Consider the following 22,904-nt stretch of genomic DNA (forward strand, 5'->3'; position numbering starts at 1 on the left):
ACCGTTACTTTAACGAAACGAGGAAGCAACCAAACGGGGGAAGAGACGCTAAAAGGGCCGATTTCTTGCGGCATAGAAAGTGACGGTTGTGCTTGACGAATAATGGCCCTTAAGGCAAATCACCTTTTTGGGCGCTGGCGGTTAAAACAGCAAAAATTGCGGCTTTAGAATAACCTGATAGTGTTTCGTTATTTGCCAGGTCAAAACGCCTGTGCTGTTATTACAGTCCTATATAATAAAACTGTCAGGGTTATAACCATGTCTACAGGGAAAACACTGCTCGCCCTTGCGCTGAGCGCTCTTCTACCAGCCGGTGCCGCATGGGCGGCAAACAACGACACGCTTATTTACTGCTCAGAAGCGTCCCCCGAGTCTTTCAACCCGCAAATCGCCAGCTCTGGCCCGTCTTTTGTGGCCAGCTCTCAGGTACTGTACAACCGCCTGATCAATTTCGACCCGGTGAAAAACACCCCGGTGCCGTCGCTGGCGGAGTCCTGGACGATCTCGCCGGACGGCAAGACCTATACCTTTACCCTGCGTAAAGGGGTGAAGTTCAACAGCAATAAATACTTTAAACCAACGCGCGACTTTAATGCCGATGACGTTATTTTTTCGGTCATGCGCCAGAAAGACCCTAAACACCCGTACCACAACGTGTCGCAGGGCAACTACGAATACTTTAACGATGTAGGTCTCGATAAGCTGATCCAGGACGTTAAAAAAGTCGATGATTACCACGTCCAGTTCACCCTCAGCGAACCCAACGCCGCGTTTCTGGCCGACTGGGGAATGGATTTCGCCTCGATTCTCTCCGCTGAATACGCCGACGCAATGCTGAAAAAAGGCACGCCTGAGAACGTGGACACCTGGCCGATTGGTACCGGGCCTTACGTGCTGCAACAGTACAAAGTGGATTCGCTAATCCGCTACGTAGCGAACCCGAACTACTGGGAAGGCGAAGTGCCGACGAAGCATCTCATCTTCTCGATTACGCCAAACGTGGAAACCCGCCTGGCGAAGCTGCAGACCAACGAGTGCCAGATTATTCCTGCGCCGTCCCCGGTTCAGTTTGACGCCATCAAAAACAATAAAGACCTGACGCTGCACTCGGTCGATGCGCTGAACGTCGGTTATCTGGCGTTTAACACCGAGAAAAAACCGTTCGATAACGTGCTGGTGCGTCAGGCGCTCAACTACGCGACCGACAAGAAGGCTATCGTTAATGCGGTCTTTATGGGATCGGGCACGGTGGCAAAATCGCCGATCCCGCCAAATATGCTGGGCTTCAATAAAGACCTGAAGGACTACAGCTACGATCCTGAAAAAGCGAAAGCCCTGCTGAAGCAGGCGGGTCTGGAGAAGGGCGCGGAGGTCACGCTGTGGTCCATGCCGGTTCAGCGTCCGTATAACCCGAACTCGCGTCGTATCGCGGAGATGATCCAGAGCGACTGGGCAAAAGTCGGCGTGAAGGCCAAAATTGTCTCTTACGAGTGGGGCGAATATCTCTCCGGAATGCGTAAAGGCGAACATGACTCCGCGCTGTTTGGCTGGATGTCCGACAACGGCGACCCGGACAACTTTGCCGACGTGCTGCTCGGCTGCAACAGCATTAAAACTGGCTCAAACGCCGCGCGCTGGTGCGATAAGGGGTATGATGCCCTGGTACAAAAAGCGAAACTGACCAGCAGCCCGGCTGAGCGCGCGAAGCTCTATAGCCAGGCGCAGGAGATCTTCTACCAGCAGGCACCGTGGATCGCACTGGCAAACGGGAAAACGTTCTACGCGACCCGCAGCAACGTGACCGGGTACAGCGTAAGCCTGATGGGCAGCGATTTCTCGAAAGCGAAGCTGAACTGATCGTGTGCCCGGTGGCGCTGCGCTTACCGGGCCTACGGTTCCCCCTGTAGGCCGGGTAAGGCGTAGCCACCACCCGGCACATAACAAGGAGTGACAATGTCACATTTAAACGCTGTTATCGCCCGCGTCGATGCCGCCATCGAAGAGAGCGTGATTACCCACATGAACGAACTGCTGATTGAATTAAGCGATGATGCAGAGCTGAGCCGTGAAGATCGCTACACTCAGCAGCAGCGTCTGCGCACCGCGATTTCGCACCACGGTAAGCAGCATAAAGAGGAGATGGACGCGCGTGAGGAACTGCTGACCAAAGGCGGCACCATACTGTAACCATCAAAACTGGCGTCGCGCCACCAGCCAGGCCCCCACGACCAGCATCACCGCGCCACACACCGGGCCAATCAGGGCGCGCAGCGGGATGCCATGGCTCCTAAGCACGTCCAGCACCAGCCCGCCAATCAGCTGGCTTGCGACCAGCACGGCGATGGTCGTCGCCGCGCCAACGTTCTGATATCCGCTGATGCTGGCAAACACGAAAAACGACCCCAGCAGCCCCGGGATAAGCGTCCACCAGCGCACCGTCGCGGCCAGCTCGCTGAATCCGGCCACGCCCTGTTTCAGCAGCAGAATACTGACAAACAGCACAATGCCGACCAGCGAATTCAGCAGCATCGCGATGAGAATGGTGGAGGAGGACTGGGTGATACGCACCATCAGGGTGTTTTGCACCACCAGACCGATGCCCGCCGCTACCAGAAACGCCAGGGTGAGGGACTGATTCATGGGATAGCGTCCGGATCGCTGCGCTCGTCCAGCTGCAGCTGCATAAAGGTTAAGTCCAGCCAGCGGCCAAACTTGGTCCCCACCTGCGGCATTTGTCCGGTGGTTACAAAGCCGAGCGTTTCATGGAGATGAATCGAGGCATGGTTTTGCGCTTCAATGCCGGCCACCATCACGTGTTTACCAATGGCGCGGGCCTCGTGAATCAGCGCCTTCATCAGCGTGCGGCCAATCCCTTTGCCCTGATGGGCCGGGTGGACGTAGACCGAATGTTCAACCGTATGACGGAAGCCGTCAAAGGCGCGCCAGTCGCCGAAAGAGGCGTAGCCGGTGATTACGCCGTCCTCTTCGCTCACCAGAACCGGGTAGCCCGCAAGCGAGCGCGCCTCAAACCATGCGATTCGGTTATCGGTATCGACGGTTTTATCGTTCCAGATCGCGGCAGTATGCAGCACCGCGTGGTTGTAAATCTCTCCTATCGCAGCGCAGTCTTCTTTGCAGGCATGACGAACGATCATGATGAAACCTCTGTGTGTTGTTCACTATAGTGTTACGTTATTCCTACGATATTACACAATCGTATCGCCAGATCGCTACGGCATAAGGCATATTTTTTTGTTATCAAAAGCCCATTGAATTGCCGTTCATACACTATAGTATGACGTCATGAACACCATAACAGACACAATGAATCAACGGATTAGCGCAAGAATTCGCCTTGAGCGCGAGTCTCGCGGATGGTCCCTGAGCGAGCTTGCTGACCGGGCAGGGGTTTCACGCGCGATGATCCACAAGATAGAGCGCGGAGATAGCAGCCCTACGGCCACCTTGCTTGCCCGCCTGTCGGGCGCGTTTGGCATCAGCATGTCCACGCTGATTGCCCGGGCCGAAATGCAGGAGGGCAAGCTGCTGCGACTTGCAAACCAGCCCGTCTGGCGAGATCCACAGACGCACTACCTCCGCCGCCATGTTTCTCCCCGCACCGATCTGCCCATCGACCTTGTTCAGGTTGAACTGCCTGCGGGCAGCGATGTTCCGATGCCTGCATCCTCTTACGCGCTGGCACGTCAGCTTATCTGGCTCCAGTCCGGCGAGCTGGTGTTTCAGGAGGGCGATACGCGCCACGAAATGCACGCCGGCGACTGTCTGGAGCTGGGGCCGCCAAATGACTGCCGGTTCATCAACGAAACGAATGAAACCTGCATCTATCTGGTTGTACGGCTTAACCAGTCCGGCTCGTAATGCTAATGCGATAACGCGGATCGTGAGCCAGGCTGTAATGACATTTGTACCAGAAGGAGATCCCGATGAATCAACCTGTTTCGCAAAATCGCCGCTGGGTGCTGGCCTCTCGTCCACAGGGCGCACCGGTCGCGGAAAATTTTCGTCTGGAAACGCAGCCTGTTCCGGAACCGGGTGCGGGGCAGCTTTTGCTTCGTACCGTCTGGCTATCGCTGGACCCTTATATGCGGGGTCGCATGAGCGACGCGCCATCCTATTCACCGCCGGTTGAGCTCGGTGCGGTGATGGTAGGGGGAACGGTCAGCCGCGTCGAACAGTCAAACCATCCCGACTTCAAAGCCGGTGAATGGGTGCTGGGCTACAGCGGCTGGCAGGAGTATGAACTTTCGGACGGCAGCGGCCTGGTGAAGCTGGGCGAAAATCCGTCTCATCCTTCCTGGTCGCTGGGCGTACTGGGTATGCCGGGCTTTACCGCCTATATGGGGCTGCTGGATATCGGGCAACCGAAAGCGGGTGAAACGCTGGTGGTGGCTGCGGCGACCGGCCCGGTTGGCGCGACGGTTGGGCAGATCGGAAAAATCAAAGGCTGCCGGGTAGTCGGCGTGGCCGGTGGCGCAGAGAAATGCCGCCATGCCGTTGAGGTTCTCGGCTTTGACCTGTGCCTGGATCACCACGCCGCCGATTTTGCCGACCAGTTGAAACGCGCCTGTCCGAACGGGATTGATGTCTATTATGAAAACGTCGGCGGGAAAGTGTTTGACGCCGTGCTGCCCCTGCTGAACACCTCCGCGCGCGTGCCGGTGTGCGGTCTGGTGAGCGGCTACAATGCGACGGGCTTGCCGGAGGGGCCGGATCGTCTGCCGCTCCTGATGGCGACCCTTCTTAAGAAACGCATTCGGATGCAGGGCTTTATCATCGGCCAGGATTACGGGCACCGCATTCATGAGTTCTAGGAGGAGATGGGGCGCTGGGTGCAGGAGGGGAAAATCCACTATCGCGAACAGGTAACGGACGGGCTGGAAAACGCCCCCGAGGCGCTGATTGGCCTGCTGGAAGGACGAAACTTCGGCAAAGTCGTGATTCGCGTCGCGAGTGACAATAAATAAAGAGCACGATGGCGGGGTTTCCCGCCATATTTATTTGTGAAGATACGATATATTGTCTTTAATTACTGGACAGGGTTTTTCGCGCCATCATCCCGGATGAGCCCGAAAACGATAAAAAAAATGATGTTTGCTTTTTTTGCTGTTTTACGTACTTCCCACCACCAGGCATGACGATACAGGATATATCGTACCGGCGCTGTTTTATTAAAACTGGCGTTTAAAAATAGCATTAAGTTTTAGCTACAGGAATTCCACATGCTTGATTTGGATCACTTAGAAAAAGCCCAAAGGGTCAGTCTTACTATGCAAGTTGAACTCAGTTTGAAAGGAGCGTTAATTACAGGCTCACTCAAACCTGGGGCAAGACTGATTACGAAAGAGATCGCCGATAAATTAGGAACGAGTATTACCCCCGTTCGCGAGGCGCTTTTGCGCCTGGTGTCATCAGGGGCATTACACGCCACGCCCGCGCAGGCATTTCTGGTTCCGGAGGTCACGCTGGAGCGCTATAACGAGATTAACGCCATAAGAAAACAGCTTGAGCCAATGGCGGTCGCCGCAGCCTGTCAGAATATGTCTGATAGCAAGCTGGAGGCGTTGCGCAAATTGTCGGATGCCTTTCATGAGGCCATGCGCAACGGAAACGTTCAGCAGGCTCTTCATGCGAATCGCGTTTTCCGCTTTACGCTTTATCAGTATGCGGAAATGCCGACGCTTAATGCCTTAATTGAACAGCTCTGGGTGCGCATCGGGCCCTGTATGAACTATCTGCATCAGGAGCTTAACGATATCAAAGCCTCGACATACCACTATGACGAACTCCTTTCCGCCCTTGAGCGAAGAGATGTTGTTGCCTGCCAGAAGGCGATTGATCAGGTGATTGATGAAGCGAATTTGCTTTTACAGCGACAATATTTTAACTGAGAGATTATTTAGCAGGGCGACTATATATCGCACCTAATTATTTATCCGGTGAATAACTCCTGATGGTTTATTGCCATCAGGAGCGTTATTTCATTTATCAAATAAACTTTTCTTTTGCTTACTCGAAGCGATAAGAGACCGACAGCCCGACGCCGTAGTTACGACCTGGTGCAGGCTCGTAATAACGACCGTTAGACTCGTTGACAATAACCGAGCCCGCGTACTCTTTATCGAACAGGTTATCGACGCGGCCAAAGACGTCCATTCCCCAGTTGCCGTAGTTAAACTTATACCCGGTATTCAGCCCGACTACCGTGTACGACGGCGCTTTCGCGGTATTTTCGTCGTCGGCCATGATGTCGCTCATGTAACGCACGTCCGTGCCCGCGTACCAGCCTTCATCCGGCTGCCAGCCAAACGAGGCGAAGCCCATGTTGCGGGCAATACCCGGCATCCTGTTACCGTTACAGTCTGCGTCGCTGCAGACGTTAGTCCGGTAGGTGGCATCCAGGTACGTCCACGCCATCTTCAGCTTCCAGTTCTCAGCGAACTGCTGATCGAGGGAAACTTCAACACCCTGACGGCGTGTTTTTCCGGCATTTTTATAGGTTGTGCGGCCGCCTGAACTGGAGTCCACCACGATCTCGTCATCCGTATCGGTGCGGAACAACGCCGCCGTCAGCAGGCCGTTGCCGATGCGGGTTTTGCTGCCCACTTCATAGGTGTTGTTCGTGGATGGCTTCAGGCCAATATTCAGACCGCCCTGATTATCGGCACGGTAGGAGAGTTCGTTGATAGTTGGCGTTTCAAATCCACGCCCTGCGGCAGCGTAGAGGTTCCATGCGTCCGTCACCGCATACTTCACGGAGCCCGCCGGGAGCCACTTGTGATAGCTCGCGTCACCGCTGTCATCGCCGTTGCCCGGCGTAACGTAATGGTCGTTGGAATCAAACCAGACCGAACTGTAGCGGACACCCGCATCGACAGAGAGTTTCTGCGTCAGCTGCCAGCTGCTCTGCAGGTAAGGATCGACGTTCCACATCAGGTTGCGTTCGTCGCGACGTTTATCGCCTTTGACGCCATAGTCCGGCACGCCGTTGCTCATGACGAAGTTCTCGTAGCCGCGACGATCTTCACTCAGGTTTTCGTAGTTCAGACCGGTGGTAAAGGTCACCGGCACCAGCAGCTCGCCGCGGTGCGTCCAGCGGGTATCCACGCCCTGATAGTGGCGCTGCATATCAATCACCCCGCCGGAGTGAGTGGCTTTTAGCTGCGGCTGATACGGAATCGACTGGTACTGCGTCATTTCACGCTCGCCGGCGTACATCATCACGCTGAGGTCGTCCTGCGTGCTGAGCTGGCGATCGTAGCGCAGTCCGGCCTGGGTCTGTTTGATGGTCTTGCGGGTGTTGTACTGATCGCCGCGCGGAGACTGACGCGGATTATTCTGCCACTCCTGATAGCTCAGTCCGCCCGGATCGTTGGCCTTCATGTCCACGCTGTTGAAGATCAGCGTCAGCTTGCTGACGTCGTCAATGCGCACGCCCAGCTTGGCGTTAGCGAGGTTTTTTCGCGCGCCGCTGTGGTCGCGGTAGCCTTTGGTGGTGAAACGGGTGGTGGAAACGGTGTAATCCACATCCCCCGCGTGGGTGCCATCACCCATCGCACCGGTAGCTTTCATGCCGTAGCGCCAGGTACCGTAGCTGCCGTAATAGCTGCTGGCTTCAATAGTTGGCGGCTGCTGCCCGGTCTGGGTGTTGATGTTGATTACGCCGCCAGAGGCGTTGCCGTAAAGGGCAGAGAAGGGGCCGCGCAGCACTTCAACGCTCTCCACGCTGGAGAGATCGATGTTGGAGGTCTGGCCCTGTCCGTCCGGCATGGTGGCAGGGATACCGTCGACGTACATACGGATACCGCGCACGCCAAACGTTGAGCGGGCGCCGAATCCGCGCATCGAAAGCTGGAGATCCTGGGCATAGTTCTGGCGGTTCTGAATTTGCAGTCCCGGGACGCTGCCGAGGGATTCAGACAGGTTGATGCGCGGCGCGGCGTGGCGCATGTCGTCGCCATTCACGACGCTGACCGCGGCCGGGGTATCGAGTTCCGACACGGTTTGCGGCGCGGCGCTGACGATCATGGTCTGTTCCTCTGCGCTCATGGCGGTGAGCGGCGCAAAAATAACAGGAACCAGCAGCAGCGGGAGAGAAGCCTTACGGGCAGAAATGATTTTCATGAATAAAACCGGTTGTGGTATGTAAACGAACCAAATGGAACATGTCCATACATGTTAAAGGTTTTGTAAATGTTTTGAAAACTATAACCGCACATTGCGTTAATGAAAGGCAAGAGGGGAAAGAAAAACTCCACATTCAACTGATTAATGATTACTATTCTCATTATCAAAAGGCAATGCCATGACGTTGTCTGCCGGAAGTGATGTCAGCCCAAACCCCACTTTTCAGAAAAGGAATTGTTATGTCTTTACGTCATCTGTGCTCGCCGCGTCTGAGCCTGTCACTGCTGTCTGCCACCTTACTGCTTGCCGGGACGTTCCAGGTGCATGCCGCCGAAGAGGTGCTGCGTAAAGCGGTGGGCAAAGGTGCGTATGAAATGGCCGTAAGCCAGCAGGAGAATGCGCTGTGGGTGGCGACCTCGCAAAGCCGTAAAACCGACAAGGGCGGGGTTGTCTATCGTCTTGATCCGGTCACGCTGGACGTGACGCAGGCAATTCATAGCGATCTCAAACCCTTTGGTGCCACTCTCGACAGCGCGACGCAAACGCTGTGGTTCGGTAATACGATCAACGGCGCGGTAACCGCTATTGATGCAAAAACGGGCGACGTAAAAGGGCGACTGGTGCTGGACGGGCGTCAACGCAGCGAAACCGTTAAACCGCTGCAGCCGCGCCAGCTGGTGGCGGATGACGCGAGCAACACGATTTACATCACCGGCGTCGGCAAAGAGAGCGTGATTTGGGTTGTGGATGGCGCCACGCTGAAGCTGAAAGAAACCATTGCCAATACAGGCACCTACAGCACCGGCCTGGCGCTGGATGCGCAGGCGAAACGTCTCTATACCACGAATGCGGACGGCGAACTGGTGACGATTGATACGGCCAGCAACAAGATTATCAGCCGTAAAAAAGTGCAGGACGACGGGAAAGAGCACTTCTATCTGAACCTGAGCCTCGACGCTGCCGGTCAGCGCGCGTTCCTCACCGATTCAAAACAGCCTGAAGTGCTGGTGGTGAGCCTGAAAGACGGCAGCGTGATCGAGAAAATCGCCGCGCCGGCGTCCCTGGCGGTGCTTTTTAACCCGGCCCGCAATGAAGCCTATGTGACGCACCGTGAAGCCGGTAAGGTGAGCGTGATTGACGCGAAAACGTATAAGGTGACTAAAACGTTCGACACGCCGGTCTACCCGAACAGCCTGGCGCTCTCTGCGGATGGCAAAACCCTGTACGTGACGGTGAAACAAAAATCGACTCGCCAGCAGGAAGCTACCCAGCCTGACGACGTGATTCGTATTGCGCTGTAAGATGGGAATTGCCCGGTGGCGCTGCGCTTACCGGGCGAAAAAAGCATGAGATGTAGGCCGGGTAAGGCGAAGCCGCCACCCGGCTTTTTTATTAACGCGAGGTTTCTTCTACCAGCGGCGCGTCGTGTTTTTCATCGTCGTGATGAACCGGCGCGGTGCTGTGGATCTCGTGAACGCGCTTACGCACGCCGAACCAGCCAGCAATCAGCAGTACCGCCAGCAGCGGAATCGTCGCGATGGTGTAGGTACCGTTCGGGTAGTCAAACGCCATCAGCACCAGCACGCTGAACAGGAACAGCAGGGTGAGCCAGGAGGTCACCGGTGCGCCCGGCATCTTGAAGCTCACATCAGCCGCTTTGCCTTCTTTAATAGCTTTGCGCAGACGCATCTGGCAGACCACAATAAAGGCCCAGGAGGCGATAATCCCCAGTGCAGCCACGTTCAGAACGATCTCAAATACGCGGGACGGCACCAGATAGTTCAGGAACACGCCAAAGACGTAAACCACCAGCGTTGCCAGAATCCCCGCATAGGGAACCTGCTGCTTGCTCATCTTCGACATGAACTTCGGCGCGGAACCGCCCATCGACATAGAGCGCAGGATACGACCGGTAGAGTAAAGGCCGGAGTTCAGGCTGGAGAGCGCTGCCGTCAGGACCACGATGTTCATGATGCTGCCAACGTAAGGTACGCCCAGCTTAGAGAAGAAGGTTACGAACGGACTCTGACCTGCCTGATAGGCAGTCCACGGCAGCAGCAGAACCAGCAGCACCACGGAACCGACGTAGAACAGACCGATACGCCAGATCACGCTGTTGATGGCCTTTGGCACCATCGTCTGCGGATCTTTACATTCACCTGCTGCGGTGCCCACCAGCTCGATAGAGGCGAAGGCGAACACGACGCCCTGAACCAGGACCAGCGCAGGCAGCAGACCGTGCGGGAAGAATCCGCCGTTATCGGTTATCAGGTGGAAGCCGGTGGCATTGCCGTCCAGCGGCTTGCCGCTGCCGAGGAAGACGGTACCCACGACCAGGAACACCACGATGGCCAGCACTTTTACCAGCGCAAACCAGAACTCCATCTCCGCAAACCACTTCACGCCGATCATGTTCATGGTGCCGACAATCGCCAGCGCGCCAAGCGCAAAGACCCACTGTGGCACATCGCCAAACGCGCCCCAGTAGTGCATATACAGCGCAACGGCGGTGATATCGACGATACCGGTCATCGCCCAGTTGACGAAGTACATCCAGCCCGCGACGTAAGCGGCTTTTTCACCGAGGAATTCACGGGCGTAAGAGACGAAGCTGCCGCTGGAAGGGCGATGCAGTACCAGTTCGCCCAGCGCGCGTAGAATGAAGAAAGAGAAGATCCCGCACACCAGATAGACCAGGGCGAGAGCCGGGCCAGCCATTTGCAGGCGTGCACCAGCACCTAAAAACAGACCCGTTCCGATAGCGCCGCCGATGGCGATCATTTGAACCTGACGGTTGCCCATCGCTTTGTGGTAGCCCTCTTCGTGGGAGTTCAACCAGCGACGTTTAGCAGCGTGATGATCGGCTGCGCTTTTATTGCTTGTTTTCATTGAGTTACCTGTTTGCCTGTCTGAACCATTATCGTGATAGTCCTGCCTGGCAGAGCGCAATACAAACGATTGCTTCTGCGCAAACACATGTCGCCTTCCCAGTCATTCTGCGTATGGATAAGGCGAAACATGGCGAGGCATCCTACCTGCAATTCATAAGCGACGCAAAATATAACCGTGCCGAAAGTGATGCACGTCGAAGGAAATCGTGTGGTCAGAGCAGACGGGGATCACAACACGCTGAAACGTGATGAGTTTTTAGTCAAAACAATGGAGGGGGTGATTATTTAATCATCAGAATCTCTTAATTATTACCAGATGGTATAAATTTTTGCTGCTGCAGGGCTTCGAGAAGTAACCTGAACGCGGTTGTGTGCTGCCGTCGGCTCGGATAATAGAGGTGATATCCTTCAAACGTGGGGCACCACGACTCAAGGACCCTGACCAGCCGTCCGTGATTAAGCGCGTCCAGAACCGAGGACTCGGGCACGTAGGCTAATCCGAGGCCATTCTCCGCGGCGTCGATGCGCTGCGACAGGTTATTCAGCGTAAGCTGTCCTTCAACCCGCGCGCGAAGCTCGCGCCCGTCGCGCTCAAATTCCCAGTCATACAATCCCCCTCGGGTGGGCAGGCGGAGATTGATACAGCGGTGTTCACCCAGCTGCTCCGGCACGAGCGGCTCGCCAAAGCGTGCCAGGTAATCCGGGGAGCCGACGACCGCCATGCGCATGTCCGGCGCAATCCTCACCGCAATCATATCTTTTGCCACCTGTTCGCCCAGGCGTACCCCCGCGTCGAAGCGACCATCGACGATATCTGTCAGGCCATTGTCGACCGTCACTTCGACGTTAATTTCAGGATACTGCACCATAAAATCCTTCAGAACCGGCCAGAGCACGGCGTCCATCGCGTGCTCCCCGGCGGCGATACGGATAGAGCCTGCGGGTTTGTCGCGGGTGCTACGAAGCGCCGTGAGTTCCTTTTCGATCTCCTGCAGATGCGGGCTGAGGCGCGAAAAGAGCTGCTCACCCGCGGGTGTCGGAACCACGCTGCGGGTTGTGCGGGTTAACAGGCGAACGTCTAATCGCGCTTCAAGCTTGCGCATCGCATGACTCAGTGCCGATTGCGAGACGCCCAGCTGCGCCGCTGCGCGCGTAAAGCTGCGCTCGCGCGCCACCACCATAAAGGAGAGCAGATCGTTGAAATTATCTTTTAGCATCGCGGTTCTATTTATGAGTTTCAGTCATGTGTTCTATCTGATTATGCACCCTAATGCTCCGGAGTGCTTTGCGCTACTGTTAACGCAACAGTCAACGAGGAGCAAAAGATGAAAATTATCCGCAGCGGTTCATTACCTTCAGCACGAGGACCGGAAGCCTGGTTTACCGGCACTGTTCGCATTGATGCGCCTTTTCAGGCGACCGAACCTGCCAGCGTCGGCGGGGCAACCGTAACCTTTGAGCCGGGCGCGCGCACGGCCTGGCATACGCATCCCCAGGGACAAACGCTGATTGTGACGCAGGGTCGCGGCTGGTTACAGGAGTGGGGCAAAGAGGCGCAAGTCCTGAATCAGGGCGATATCGCCTGGATCCCACCCGGCGTGAAGCACTGGCACGGCGCAAGTGCGCAAACGGCGATGACGCATCTCGCCATCGCCGAAGCGGTAAACGGCAGCCCGGTAACCTGGCTGGAAAAAGTGACCGACGAGCAGTACCCGAACGGCTAACCGCCAAAAACGGCAATCGCCTGCTGCAGGCGCGTCGTCCGCTGCGTCAGGTGATTCGCGGCGTGAGTGACGTTATCCACCATCCCCGTATTGCTCTGGGTCATTGCGCCGATACGGGAGAGGGAGGCGTTGATGAGCGTCAGCGCCTGGGTTTGCTCCTGAGTCGCGTGGCCGATCTCCTTAATCAAGGTGGAAACCTGCAGAACATGGTCAATCATGACCGTCAGCTGTGATTCGGTTTGTACCACCTTCTCCACGCCAGCGTTGACGCTGGCGACGTTTTTCTCGATCAGCGCTTTGATCTCCTTCGCCGCCGTCGCGGAGTGCTGCGCAAGATTGCGCACCTCAGCCGCCACCACGGCAAAACCGCGTCCGGCTTCACCCGCGCGCGCCGCTTCCACGGCGGCATTCAGCGCAAGAATGTTGGTCTGGAAGGCAATACGATCGATAACGCTGATAATATCGACGATCTGGCCGTTATCCTGCGAAACGGACTGCATCATACCGATGGTCTCTTTCATCATCGCTTCACCGCAGTGGGCGCTGTCGCGGGTGCGATCCGCCATCTGAATCGCCTCGTTCGCTGTTTCGGCCGTCTGCTTCACCGCGCTGGCGATCTCTTCTACCGCCGACGCGGTTTGCTGCAGAAAGTCTGCGGTCTCTTCTGAACGCGCCTGCAGCGCTGCACCTTCTTTCGCGACCTGCTGGCTGATGGTGCCAATCCCGCTGATTTGCGCCCCGACATCGTCAACCAGCGAGTTCAGGTTTAAACCAGACTGATTCACCAGGCGCATCATCAGCCCGATATCATCGATCCTGTCAAAATGATAATAGTCCGTTTTACGTCCTGAAACCACGCGCTGCATCTGTTGAACAATGGATTTTACCGGCCGGGCGATCTGCGCATGAAGATAACAGGATAGCGCAGAAAAAAGCAGCACCAGCGTGGCGGCCTGAACGAAACGATCGCGGAATAAATAGATCGCCAGGCAGGAGAGTAACGCTGTCGCAGAAATACCAAGCTGAATTCGTTTTCCGGTACTGAGACATTTAAATAGCGACAAAAATGAAAATAAACCGCGTCGAATTAACAGTCCTTTATAAAAACGATAATGTTTTAATTCGTTATTACGCACTTTTGCATACAGTTTTTCACTGGCTGCAATCTCCTCCCGTGCGGGGATATTGCGCACCGAAATATAGCCGGTCAGGGATCCACCCTGCCAGACCGGCGTCACGTTGGCACGCACCCAGTAGTGATCGCCATTATGACGACGATTCTTCACCAGTCCTGTCCAGGTCTCGCCCTGCTGGAGGGTAAACCACATGTCGCCAAACGCTTCGGCAGGCATGTCGGGATGGCGGATGAGGTTATGCGGCTCGCCCAGAAGATGTTCTTCTTTATATCCGCTGGCTTCTATAAAAGCGGAGTTAGCATAGGTCATATGACTTTTTGTATCGGTGGTGGACATTAACGTCGAACCAGCGTTAAGTAAATACTCGTTTTGTGTAACGGGGGTGTTACGCCTCATGAGTAACTCCATGATGTTGTGCAAGAATAAAAAATCCGGAAAGCGCTCCGGCAAGATAAAAGTGATTATTTTAATTACGGTCTGCGCATATTCTCGCTGAAATTGAGATTCTCCGAAATACCCGGCATTCATTATTTTTAATGTGTTAATCTCTTCGAATGTAATAAAATTGAAAATATTTTAGTGGGTGTTATTTTGAATCGATTTAAATAAATGACATAAGCCAAACTGCAAGAGGGAGATCGTCTCCCTGGAAAAATTGTCATGCTGAAATAGCGTTTCGTTAACAGGATGAAAACGCTATGATTTGGTCCCATTTTCGTAAATACAGGGAGGCTGAGGTGAAAATTAACGTCATAGGAACCAGCGGAAGTGGAAAAAGCACGCTGGCGAAGCAAATTGCAGACGAACTGGCGATCCCCTGTATCGAGATGGACAGACTCTACTGGCGACCTGACTGGCAGGGCACGCCGGACGATGAGTTTCTGGCAAAGCTGGAGCAGGCGCTACAGGCTTCGCCAGACTGGGTGCTGGACGGTAACTACAACCGCACGCGGCCTGTGAAATGGCGCGATGTCGATGTGGTGGTGTGGGTGGATTACGGGTTTACCCGTACCCTCTGGCAGGCCGTCACGCGAGCAATGAAGCGGGCCTGGCATAAGCACGAGCTCTGGACGGGAACGGGGAATAAAGAGAGTTTCCGGCGCGCGTTCTTCAGCAGAGAATCCATTATCATCTGGACGATCAAAACCTGGCGAAATAACCGCACGCGCTATGAAGCCGATCTGCAAAACCCGCAATACAGCCATATTCGCTTCGTCCGCATTACCCGTCGGGAGCAGGTGGAAACGCTGATTGCCTCCTTAAAGTCTTATTCTTAGCATGGTTTTATATATCTGATTTCCGGCAAACTAAATGTAAATTAATTGTTTCTCAGTGGTGAAATGCGCCTTTAATAATGTCGACATGTTAAGTCAAACGAGAACGCAACATGTCATGGCGAATCAGCATTCTGGATAAAAGCCCCATCGCTGAAAACGAAACGGCTGCCGATGCACTGGCGCGTACCCTGGCGCTGGCGCAGCAGGCAGAAAATCTGGGCTATCACCGCTTCTGGATTGCCGAACACCACAACACCCCACAGCTTGCCAGCCCTTCGCCGGAGCTGCTGATTGCCTGGATCCTCGGGCAAACCGCGCGCATTCGCGTCGGGTCCGGCGGCGTAATGCTTCAGCACTACAGCCCCTATAAAGTCGCCGAGAACTTCAACGTACTGGCCGCGCTGGCGCCTGGCCGCGTCGATCTCGGCGTCGGGAAAGCCCCCGGCGGATTACCGCTCTCAACCCGCGCGCTGCAGCAGGGCCTGAATCAACAGGAAAAGGGCAGCTTTGCCGAACAGCTGGCACAGCTCGACCGCTGGATCCGTCCTGAGCATCACGCTATTGAAGAGGCCGTCCGCGCCACGCCGCTGCCGCCGTTGCCTGCTGAGGGTTTCCTGCTGGGCGCGAGTACCGAAAGCGCGCTGCTGGCCGCCAGGCTTGACTGGCACTTCGTGTTTGCCGCACACCTGAACGGTGACCCGGACCTGCTGCGCGAGGTGGTATCGACCTGGCGCGAGAACAGCGCGCGGGACGTGATAGTGGCGGTACAGGCGATTGTCGCGCCGACGCAGGCCGAGGCAGACGCCCTGGCGCAGAAGGTCGAAGTGTGGGGCGTTGAGCTGGCAAATGGCCAGCGCGTCACCGTGGCCAGCGAAGAGCAGGCCTACGCCTTTGCACGCCAGGCGGGCAGCGAGCCGGTGCGCATTGCACGCCGGGCGCAGTCGCTGCTGGCGGGTACCGCTGAGTCGGTTGTGGAACAGCTCAACGCGCTGCATCAGCAGTGGGGCATTGACGAATTTATCATCGACACGCCGGTGGCGGAGGGAGCTACGCGCGTCGCGTCGCTGCGTCTGCTGGCCGAGGCGCGTCTTAACAAGGAGGTCACCGTATGAGCTTTGGCGAACAGCTGATTGCCTGGCGTCGCGAACTGCACCAGAACCCGGAGCTGTCCGGCCAGGAAGTGGAGACCACAACGCGCCTGCGCCAGTGGCTGACGAATGCCGGGATTACCCCGCAGCCTTACGACCTGTCTACCGGACTGGTGGCGGAAATCGGCTCGGGCAGCAAACTGATTGCGCTGCGGGCGGATATTGATGCCCTGCCGATTGAAGAGCGCAGCGGCGTGCCGTTTAGCTCCCGGCGTGCAGGCGTCATGCACGCCTGCGGGCACGATATCCACACCAGCGTGATCCTCGGCGCCGCGTTGAAGCTGAAAGAGCGGGAAGCCTCGCTTAACGGCCGGGTGCGGATCCTGTTTCAGCCTGCCGAAGAGAACTTTGGCGGTGCGAAGAGCATGGTGCGCGCCGGTGCCTTACGCGATGTCAGCGCGATTTTTGGTATGCACAACGAGCCCGGCCTGCCGGTCGGTGAGTTCGCTACCCGCGGCGGGCCGTTCTATGCCAACGTCGACCGCTTCGTGATCCGCATTACCGGTAAGGGCGCGCACGCCGCACGTCCGCACGAAGGCAACGACGCCATTGTGCTGGCGAGCCAGCTGGTGACGGCGCTGCAAAGCGTCGCCAGCCGCAACGTCAACACGCTGGATTCGGTGGTGCTGAGCGTCACCCGCATTGCAGGCGGCAACACCTGGAACGTGCTGCCGGAGAGCGTCGAGCTGGAAGGGACGCTGCGAACCCATCGCACGGAAGTGCAGCAGAATGTGAAAGCCCGCGTGGGCGAAATCGCCGCCGGGTTTGCCAGCGCCTTTAGCGCGCAGATTGATATCACCTGGTATGCCGGGCCCACCGCGCTGGTGAATGACGAGCGCTGGGCCGATTTTGCCACCTCGGTCGCGCGTGAGGCCGGATACGAAACCCGGCACGCCGAGCTGCATATGGGCGGGGAAGATTTCGCGGTCTATCTGCAGCAGATCCCGGGGGCGTTTGTCAGCATCGGCAGCAACAGCCCGTATGGGTTACATCATCCGTCGTTTAATCCGGATGAATCCTTAATTGAGCCCGCTGCCCGCTATTTTGCACAGCTTGCGGAAAAAGCCCTGCAACACGTTTAATTCTTAAGAGGTGAATATGACTGCACATCGTCAACTGCGGCTGGGGACCATTTTGCATGGTGCATCCGGAAATATGTCCGCCTGGCGTCACCCTGAGGCCACCGCCGATGCCAGTATCAATTTTGATTTCGTCAAAGCGACGGCGTTAAAGGCGGAAGAGGGCAAACTCGATTTTCTATTCGTTGCCGACGGTCTCTATATTAACGAGAAATCGATCCCGCATTTTCTGAATCGTTTTGAACCGCTAACCGTGCTTTCCGCTTTGGCAAGCATCACCTCGCGCCTGGGGCTGGTGGGAACCTTATCCACCTCCTACAGCGAGCCCTTCACCACGGCGCGCCAGTTCGCGAGCCTCGACCACCTGAGCAACGGACGCGCGGGCTGGAACGTGGTCACTTCCCCGCTGGAAGGTTCGGCAAAGAACTTCTCTCGCGAAAAACACCCCGAGCATGCGCTGCGCTATCGCATTGCCGATGAGTATCTCGACGTGGTGAAAGGGCTGTGGGATTCCTGGGAAGGGGACGCGTTTATCCGCAACAAAGAGAGCGGTCAATTTTTTGACCCGACCAAACTGCATACGCTCGATCACCACGGTGACTTCTTCCAGGTCGCCGGTCCGCTGAATATTGGCCGCACGCCGCAGGGACGACCGATTGTCTTTCAGGCCGGGGCGTCGGACGACGGGAAAAAGCTGGCGGCGAAACATGCCGACGCCATTTTTACCCATCACGAGACTCTCGACGAGGCAAAAGCCTTTTACCGCGACGTGAAGCAGCAGCTGGAAACAAACGGCCGCCGCGCCTCTGACTTGCATATATTCCAGGGCGTCAGCGTGATTGTGGGAAAAGACGCCGATGACGTGGAAAACCAGTATCAAACCACGGCGGCGCTGGTGTCGATTAACGATGCCCTTAACTACCTCGGGCGCTATTTCGAACACCATGATTTCAGCCAGTATCCGCTCGACGAGCCATTCCCGGATATCGGCGATTTAGGCAAAAACAGCTTCCGCAGCACCACCGATGAAATCAAGCGTAACGCCCGCGAGCGCAGCTTAACCCTGCGTCAGGTGGCCCTTGAAGCCGCATCACCGCGTCCGCGCTTTTCCGGTACGCCGGAAGAGGTGGCTGACGGCCTGCAGGCCTGGTTTGAAGGCTATGCCGCAGACGGCTTCATCATTCAGGGCGGTACGCCGGACACCTTCCCGCGCTTCGTTGACCTGGTGGTTCCTGTTCTGCAGGCCCGCGGCCTGTTCCGCACCGACTACCCGGGCACCACGCTGCGCGAAAGCCTTGGTTTAGACCAACCCAAAAACCAGTTCATACAACAATAAAAGAGAACACCGCTATGCAGAAAACATCGCTTATTCTGGCCCTCGCGCTGGCCTTTACCCCTGCCGTCTGGGCAGAGAATGTGAATATTAACGGCACCGGCGTGAGCATCGAGGCCAATAAAACGCCGATTAACACTGCCAAAAACAATGATGCGGTGGCGCAGCTGCCGAAAGACTATCGCTTTGCCGTGCCGGGGAAATTTACCGTTGCGGTGGCGGGCCTCAATCAACCGCCGCTAACGGTCTTCTCCGACGACAACAAAACGCTGCTGGGAAGTGAAGTGGATGTCGCCCGTCTGGTGGCCGACAGCCTGGGGCTGGAGCTGAACGTGGTACCGACCTCCTGGGAAGACTGGCCTCTGGGCGTGGCCTCCGGGAAATATGATGCCGCCATCAGCAACATCACCGTCACCAAAGAGCGTAAAGAGAAGTTTGACTTTGCCACCTACCGAAAAGATTCCCTCGGGTTCTACGTGAAATCAACCAGCCCGATCAAGTCGCTTGAGAAGGCTGAGGACATCGCCGGGCTGCGGATTATCGTCGGCTCCGGCACCAACCAGGAGGCCATCCTGCTGGCGTGGAATGCCGAAAACCTGAAGAAGGGGCTGAAGCCCTTTACCCCGATCTACACCAAAGACGATGCGGCACAAACGCTGGCGCTGCAGTCCGGGCGCGCGGATGCCTACTTTGGTCCGAACGTGATTGGCGCATGGAAAGCGGCGCTGAACGGCAAAACCAAACTGGTCGGAAGCGTCGACGGCGGCTGGCCGAAGGCGGCGCACATCGCGGTGACGCTGAAAAAAGGCAGCGGTCTGGTTGAGCCGGTACAAACCGCATTGAACGGCGCGATCAAAAACGGTGACTACGACAAAGTGCTGAACCGCTGGGGGGAAGGGGTTGAGCGCATTCCTCAGTCCGAAGTGAACCCGGCGGGCCTGGGCGATTAAGGAGGCGTAATGAGCGAACGATTTCGTGATGTATCACCGGAAGACGCCGAGCTTCAGCCCGTTATCGAGGGGCTGTTCGGGGAATACGCGGCCCGCTACGGGGACTACTTCTCTAAAGACGCGGAAGTGGAGCTCACCGAGTGGTATTTAGCGCCGCAGGGGCTGTTTATCGTCCTGGAGCGCGACGGGAAGATTATCGCCACCGGCGCGTACAAACCGTTCGACGAACGCACCGCGGAAATCAAACGCATCTGGACCGACAAAACCCTGCGTAAGCAGGGGCTTGCCGGGCGCGTGGTGCAGGAGCTGGAGCGCAGGGCGGTGCTGGCAGGGTACAGTCAGATCTACCTGACAACCGGCTTTCGTCAGCCGGAGGCGGTCAGGCTCTATCTTAGCCAGGGCTATCAGCCGCAGTTCGATCTGAACCGCGATCCGGAAGAGTATAGCCAGCCGCCGTTTGACGGTCGGCTGCGATTCACCAAAACGCTGGTACGTGAAGCGTTCAGTAAAACCGCATGAGGAACGACGATGAGCAACGTTGAAACCATTAAGGTGGTCCCGGCGCGTTATCCGCTCCGGACCGTCGGCGCCGCGGTGGCGCTGTTTGTCCTGGCGGTCGTGATTCAGTCCGTGGCCTTTAACCCGCGCTGGGAGTGGGCGGTGTTCGCCCGCTGGTTTTTTGACCCGGTGATACTTGAAGGTGTCGGTCAGACGCTGCTGCTTACCTTGATCGGCACCGCGTTGAGCGTGGTGTTGGGCGGCATGCTGGCGCTGGCGAGACTGTCCTCGTCATGGCTTCTGAGCAGCCTGGCATGGGGCTACATCTGGCTGTTTCGATCGCTGCCGCTGATTGTGGTGCTGATCATCCTGTACAACTTTTCCTATCTCTACGACACGCTCTCGCTCGGCGTGCCGTTCACCGGCATCACCTGGGGCAGCTTTGAAACCATCAACGTGCTGGGGCAGTTTTCTACCGCCGTGGTGGGGCTAACCCTGGTGCAGAGCGCCTATACCGCCGAGATCATTCGCGGCGGGTTCCTCGGGGTCGATCACGGGCAGTATGAGGCCGCCGCCGCGCTCGGCCTGCCGGCCTGGCGCCGCACGGTGCGCATCATTTTGCCTCAGGCGCTGCGCACCATTCTGCCGTCGGGATTCAATGAAATCATCAGCCTCGCCAAGGGCACGGCGATGGTGTACGTCCTGGCGATGCCGGAGCTGTTCTATACCATTCAGATGATCTACAACCGCACGCAGGAGGTGATCCCGCTGCTGATGGTCGGTGCCGCCTGGTACCTGGCGATCACCACCGTCCTGTCCGCTATCCAGTACGGTGTTGAACGCGCGCTTGCCCGCAGCGAACGCCGCTCTGCCGTTAATCAGAACCGTGCCACCCGTCGCACCCGTTCTGTCACCACCACGCCAGCGCAGGAGCCTATCCATGCAAGCCTCTCCTGAAGGACATATTTCGATTACCGGCGTCAGCAAGTATTTCGGTCGCCATAAGGCGCTCGACAACGTTTCGCTTGAGATCCCGCCCGGGTCCGTGACTGTCATTCTCGGGCCGTCCGGGTCGGGCAAATCGACGCTGCTGCGTACCATTAATCACCTGGAGCGCGTCGATGAAGGCTTTATCCAGATCGACGGGGATTACATCGGCTATCGCCGTCAGGGCGATAAGCTCTACGAGCTGAAGGAGAAAGAGATCCTCAAACAGCGCGTCAACGTCGGCTATGTGTTCCAGAACTTCAATCTCTTTCCCCATCTCACGGTGCTGGAAAACCTGATTGAGGCGCCCATCGCGCATAAAAAGCTCAGCAAAAAAGAGGCGGTGGAAAGGGCGTACAGCCTGCTGGACGTGGTCGGGCTGCGGGACAAAGCCGATGCCTGGTCCCGCCATCTCTCAGGCGGGCAACAGCAGCGCATCGCGATTGCTCGCGCGCTGGCGTTACGTCCCCGCGTGATGCTGTTTGATGAACCCACGTCGGCGCTGGATCCGGAGCTGGTGGGGGAAGTGCTGGATGTGATCAAAAAACTGGCCCGGTCCGGCACCACGCTGGTGGTGGTGACCCACGAGATCGGCTTTGCCCGGGAAGTGGCGGATCAGGTGGTATTTATGGTCGACGGAAAAATTGTCGAGCAGGGAAGCAGTGACGAGGTATTAAACCGTCCGTCACATGCGCGAACGCGCCAGTTTCTCTCCAAAGTCTTGTAAGGAGTGCCAATGAAATATGGACTTCTGGCGGGGCTGGTCTTCACGACGGCGAGCCACGCCAGCATTGATTTGAAAGCCAACGAGCAGCCGCTGCCGGTGACGGTGGATCGGCAGGCCGTGGCGAAGATCCCCGCCAGTTACAAATTCGTTGAGCCGGGAACGCTGACGGTCGCCGTTTCGATGCTGAACTCCCCGCCGCTGGCGCTGCTGGCCAGCGATAACCGCACGCGGATCGGCAGCGACCCGGATATCGCCCGCCTGCTGGCGGGCAGCCTGGGGCTGAAGCTGAAGCTGGTGCCGACGGCGTGGGAAGACTGGCCGCTGGGGATCGCCTCCGGGCGCTACGACGTGGCGCTGGTGAACATTGCGGTGACCGAACAGCGTAAAGAGAAATTCGATTTTGCGACCTACCGCGTCGACTCGCTGGCGTTTTCGGTGAAATCCACCAGCGAAATTCAATCAATCAAAAGCGCGGAAGACCTGGCCGGGAAAAGGGTGATTGTCGGCTCTGGCACCAATCAGGAGCGCATCCTGCTGGGGTGGAACGAAGAGAACAAAAAGGCGGGGCGGGCGCCCGCGCTGCCGGTTTATCTCCACGATGATGCTTCGGGCAATCTCTATATCCAGTCAGGCAGGGCGGATGTGTTCTTCGGACCCCAGTCCGTTTCATCCTGGAAAGCGGCGCTCACCGGTAAAACCCGCGTGGTCGGTTTAGGGCCGAAAAAAGCCTATGTCGCGACCACCACCAAAAAAGGCAATGAGCTGGTGTACGCGCTGCAGGCCGCGCTGGACGGCGCGATTAAGCGGGGAGATTACCAGAAGGTGCTGGCGCGCTGGGGCGAGCAGGGGGAAGCGGTGGCAAAGTCGGAGGTCAACCCGCCTGGGATAACCTATTAATGGTGCTCTATACCCTAAATAATTCGAGTTGCAGGAAGGCGGCAAGGGAACGAATCCCCGGGAGCGTACATAAGTACGTGACTGGGGTGAGTGAGTGCAGCCAACGCACCTG

General features: G+C 56.9%; 19 protein-coding genes and 2 pseudogenes. 15 read left to right on the forward strand and 6 right to left on the reverse strand.

The annotated features are described in order from the left end of the window. The first annotated feature begins 258 nt into the window (after window positions 1-258). Window positions 259-1,857: an ABC transporter substrate-binding protein gene (locus RVY89_RS06835; protein ID WP_024907249.1), complete on the forward strand. Its 1,599-nt coding sequence runs from the start codon at window positions 259-261 to the stop codon at window positions 1,855-1,857. Between the two features lie 96 nt (window positions 1,858-1,953). Beyond that, on the forward strand, window positions 1,954-2,187 hold the full coding sequence (locus RVY89_RS06840; RefSeq protein WP_484827281.1) for a YdcY family protein: 234 nt from the start codon (window positions 1,954-1,956) through the stop codon (window positions 2,185-2,187). Between the two features lie 3 nt (window positions 2,188-2,190). On the opposite strand, the gene RVY89_RS06845 is transcribed toward RVY89_RS06840, so the two are convergent. Then, a complete protein-coding gene (locus RVY89_RS06845; protein ID WP_008501299.1) occupies window positions 2,191-2,640 on the reverse strand; it encodes a DMT family transporter in 450 nt (149 codons plus the stop codon). Continuing rightward, window positions 2,637-3,155: a GNAT family N-acetyltransferase gene (locus RVY89_RS06850; RefSeq protein WP_484827282.1), complete on the reverse strand. Its 519-nt coding sequence runs from the start codon at window positions 3,153-3,155 to the stop codon at window positions 2,637-2,639. Before RVY89_RS06850 ends, RVY89_RS06845 begins: the two co-directional genes overlap by 4 nt. A gap of 148 nt (window positions 3,156-3,303) precedes the next feature. Between RVY89_RS06850 and RVY89_RS06855 the strand changes: the two genes are divergently transcribed. The 3 genes and pseudogenes from RVY89_RS06855 to RVY89_RS06865 all read left to right on the forward strand — a co-directional run bounded on the left by RVY89_RS06855 (window position 3,304) and on the right by RVY89_RS06865 (window position 5,909). Beyond that, window positions 3,304-3,879 (forward strand): helix-turn-helix domain-containing protein, encoded by a 576-nt coding sequence (locus tag RVY89_RS06855; protein WP_008501301.1) that lies wholly within the window; start codon window positions 3,304-3,306, stop codon window positions 3,877-3,879. A gap of 65 nt (window positions 3,880-3,944) precedes the next feature. Next, window positions 3,945-4,985: pseudogene (locus RVY89_RS06860) on the forward strand (NADP-dependent oxidoreductase). A gap of 255 nt (window positions 4,986-5,240) precedes the next feature. Further along, window positions 5,241-5,909 carry a GntR family transcriptional regulator gene (locus RVY89_RS06865; RefSeq protein WP_484827283.1) on the forward strand — a complete coding sequence of 223 codons (669 nt, stop codon included), beginning with the start codon at window positions 5,241-5,243 and terminating at the stop codon, window positions 5,907-5,909. A 118-nt stretch (window positions 5,910-6,027) separates the two neighbouring features. Here RVY89_RS06865 and pqqU read toward each other — a convergent pair whose 3' ends face one another. Next, window positions 6,028-8,142 carry a TonB-dependent receptor PqqU gene (gene pqqU / locus RVY89_RS06870; protein ID WP_484827284.1) on the reverse strand — a complete coding sequence of 705 codons (2,115 nt, stop codon included), beginning with the start codon at window positions 8,140-8,142 and terminating at the stop codon, window positions 6,028-6,030. A gap of 242 nt (window positions 8,143-8,384) precedes the next feature. Between pqqU and yncE the strand changes: the two genes are divergently transcribed. Continuing rightward, window positions 8,385-9,446: a 7-bladed beta-propeller protein YncE gene (gene yncE / locus RVY89_RS06875; protein WP_484827285.1), complete on the forward strand. Its 1,062-nt coding sequence runs from the start codon at window positions 8,385-8,387 to the stop codon at window positions 9,444-9,446. 91 nt (window positions 9,447-9,537) lie between these two features. On the opposite strand, the gene ansP is transcribed toward yncE, so the two are convergent. Both ansP and RVY89_RS06885 read right to left on the reverse strand, forming a co-directional pair. After that, window positions 9,538-11,034, reverse strand: coding sequence for an L-asparagine permease (gene ansP / locus RVY89_RS06880; protein WP_023311978.1), 1,497 nt, complete (start codon window positions 11,032-11,034; stop codon window positions 9,538-9,540). Between the two features lie 304 nt (window positions 11,035-11,338). After that, window positions 11,339-12,253: a LysR family transcriptional regulator gene (locus RVY89_RS06885; RefSeq protein ID WP_484827286.1), complete on the reverse strand. Its 915-nt coding sequence runs from the start codon at window positions 12,251-12,253 to the stop codon at window positions 11,339-11,341. 108 nt (window positions 12,254-12,361) lie between these two features. Between RVY89_RS06885 and RVY89_RS06890 the strand changes: the two genes are divergently transcribed. Next, on the forward strand, window positions 12,362-12,760 hold the full coding sequence (locus RVY89_RS06890; protein WP_484827287.1) for a (R)-mandelonitrile lyase: 399 nt from the start codon (window positions 12,362-12,364) through the stop codon (window positions 12,758-12,760). Here RVY89_RS06890 and RVY89_RS06895 read toward each other — a convergent pair. Next, entirely contained in the window at window positions 12,757-14,292 is a 1,536-nt protein-coding gene (locus RVY89_RS06895; RefSeq protein ID WP_484827288.1) for a methyl-accepting chemotaxis protein, read from the reverse strand. The two genes, RVY89_RS06890 and RVY89_RS06895, sit on opposite strands and share 4 nt — an antisense overlap. 341 nt (window positions 14,293-14,633) lie before the next feature. On the opposite strand from RVY89_RS06895, the gene RVY89_RS06900 reads away from it, so the two are divergent. The 8 genes and pseudogenes from RVY89_RS06900 to RVY89_RS06935 all read left to right on the forward strand — a co-directional run bounded on the left by RVY89_RS06900 (window position 14,634) and on the right by RVY89_RS06935 (window position 22,792). Next, the gene (locus RVY89_RS06900) at window positions 14,634-15,173 is read left to right on the forward strand and encodes an AAA family ATPase (RefSeq protein ID WP_484827289.1); all 540 of its coding nucleotides are present in this window, start codon (window positions 14,634-14,636) and stop codon (window positions 15,171-15,173) included. A gap of 110 nt (window positions 15,174-15,283) precedes the next feature. Next, window positions 15,284-16,285 carry an LLM class flavin-dependent oxidoreductase gene (locus tag RVY89_RS06905; protein ID WP_484827290.1) on the forward strand — a complete coding sequence of 334 codons (1,002 nt, stop codon included), beginning with the start codon at window positions 15,284-15,286 and terminating at the stop codon, window positions 16,283-16,285. Further along, window positions 16,282-17,403 (forward strand): M20 peptidase aminoacylase family protein, encoded by a 1,122-nt coding sequence (locus RVY89_RS06910; RefSeq protein ID WP_484827291.1) that lies wholly within the window; start codon window positions 16,282-16,284, stop codon window positions 17,401-17,403. Before RVY89_RS06905 ends, RVY89_RS06910 begins: the two co-directional genes overlap by 4 nt. Window positions 17,404-17,419: 16 nt before the next feature. Next, window positions 17,420-19,683: pseudogene (locus tag RVY89_RS06915) on the forward strand (NtaA/DmoA family FMN-dependent monooxygenase). Window positions 19,684-19,692: 9 nt separating this feature from the next. Continuing rightward, window positions 19,693-20,202, forward strand: a complete 510-nt coding sequence (locus RVY89_RS06920; RefSeq protein WP_484827292.1) for a GNAT family N-acetyltransferase — start codon at window positions 19,693-19,695, stop codon at window positions 20,200-20,202. A 9-nt stretch (window positions 20,203-20,211) separates the two neighbouring features. After that, the gene (locus tag RVY89_RS06925) at window positions 20,212-21,138 is read left to right on the forward strand and encodes an amino acid ABC transporter permease (protein ID WP_484827293.1); all 927 of its coding nucleotides are present in this window, start codon (window positions 20,212-20,214) and stop codon (window positions 21,136-21,138) included. Continuing rightward, complete coding sequence (locus RVY89_RS06930; protein ID WP_023311967.1) at window positions 21,122-21,895, forward strand: amino acid ABC transporter ATP-binding protein; 774 nt, start codon at window positions 21,122-21,124, stop codon at window positions 21,893-21,895. The genes RVY89_RS06925 and RVY89_RS06930 overlap by 17 nt, the downstream gene beginning before the upstream one ends. Window positions 21,896-21,904: 9 nt before the next feature. Further along, window positions 21,905-22,792, forward strand: a complete 888-nt coding sequence (locus RVY89_RS06935) for a transporter substrate-binding domain-containing protein (RefSeq protein WP_484827294.1) — start codon at window positions 21,905-21,907, stop codon at window positions 22,790-22,792. Window positions 22,793-22,904: the final 112 nt, after the last annotated feature.

The organism is Enterobacter sp. 3U4 (genome assembly GCF_057224565.1).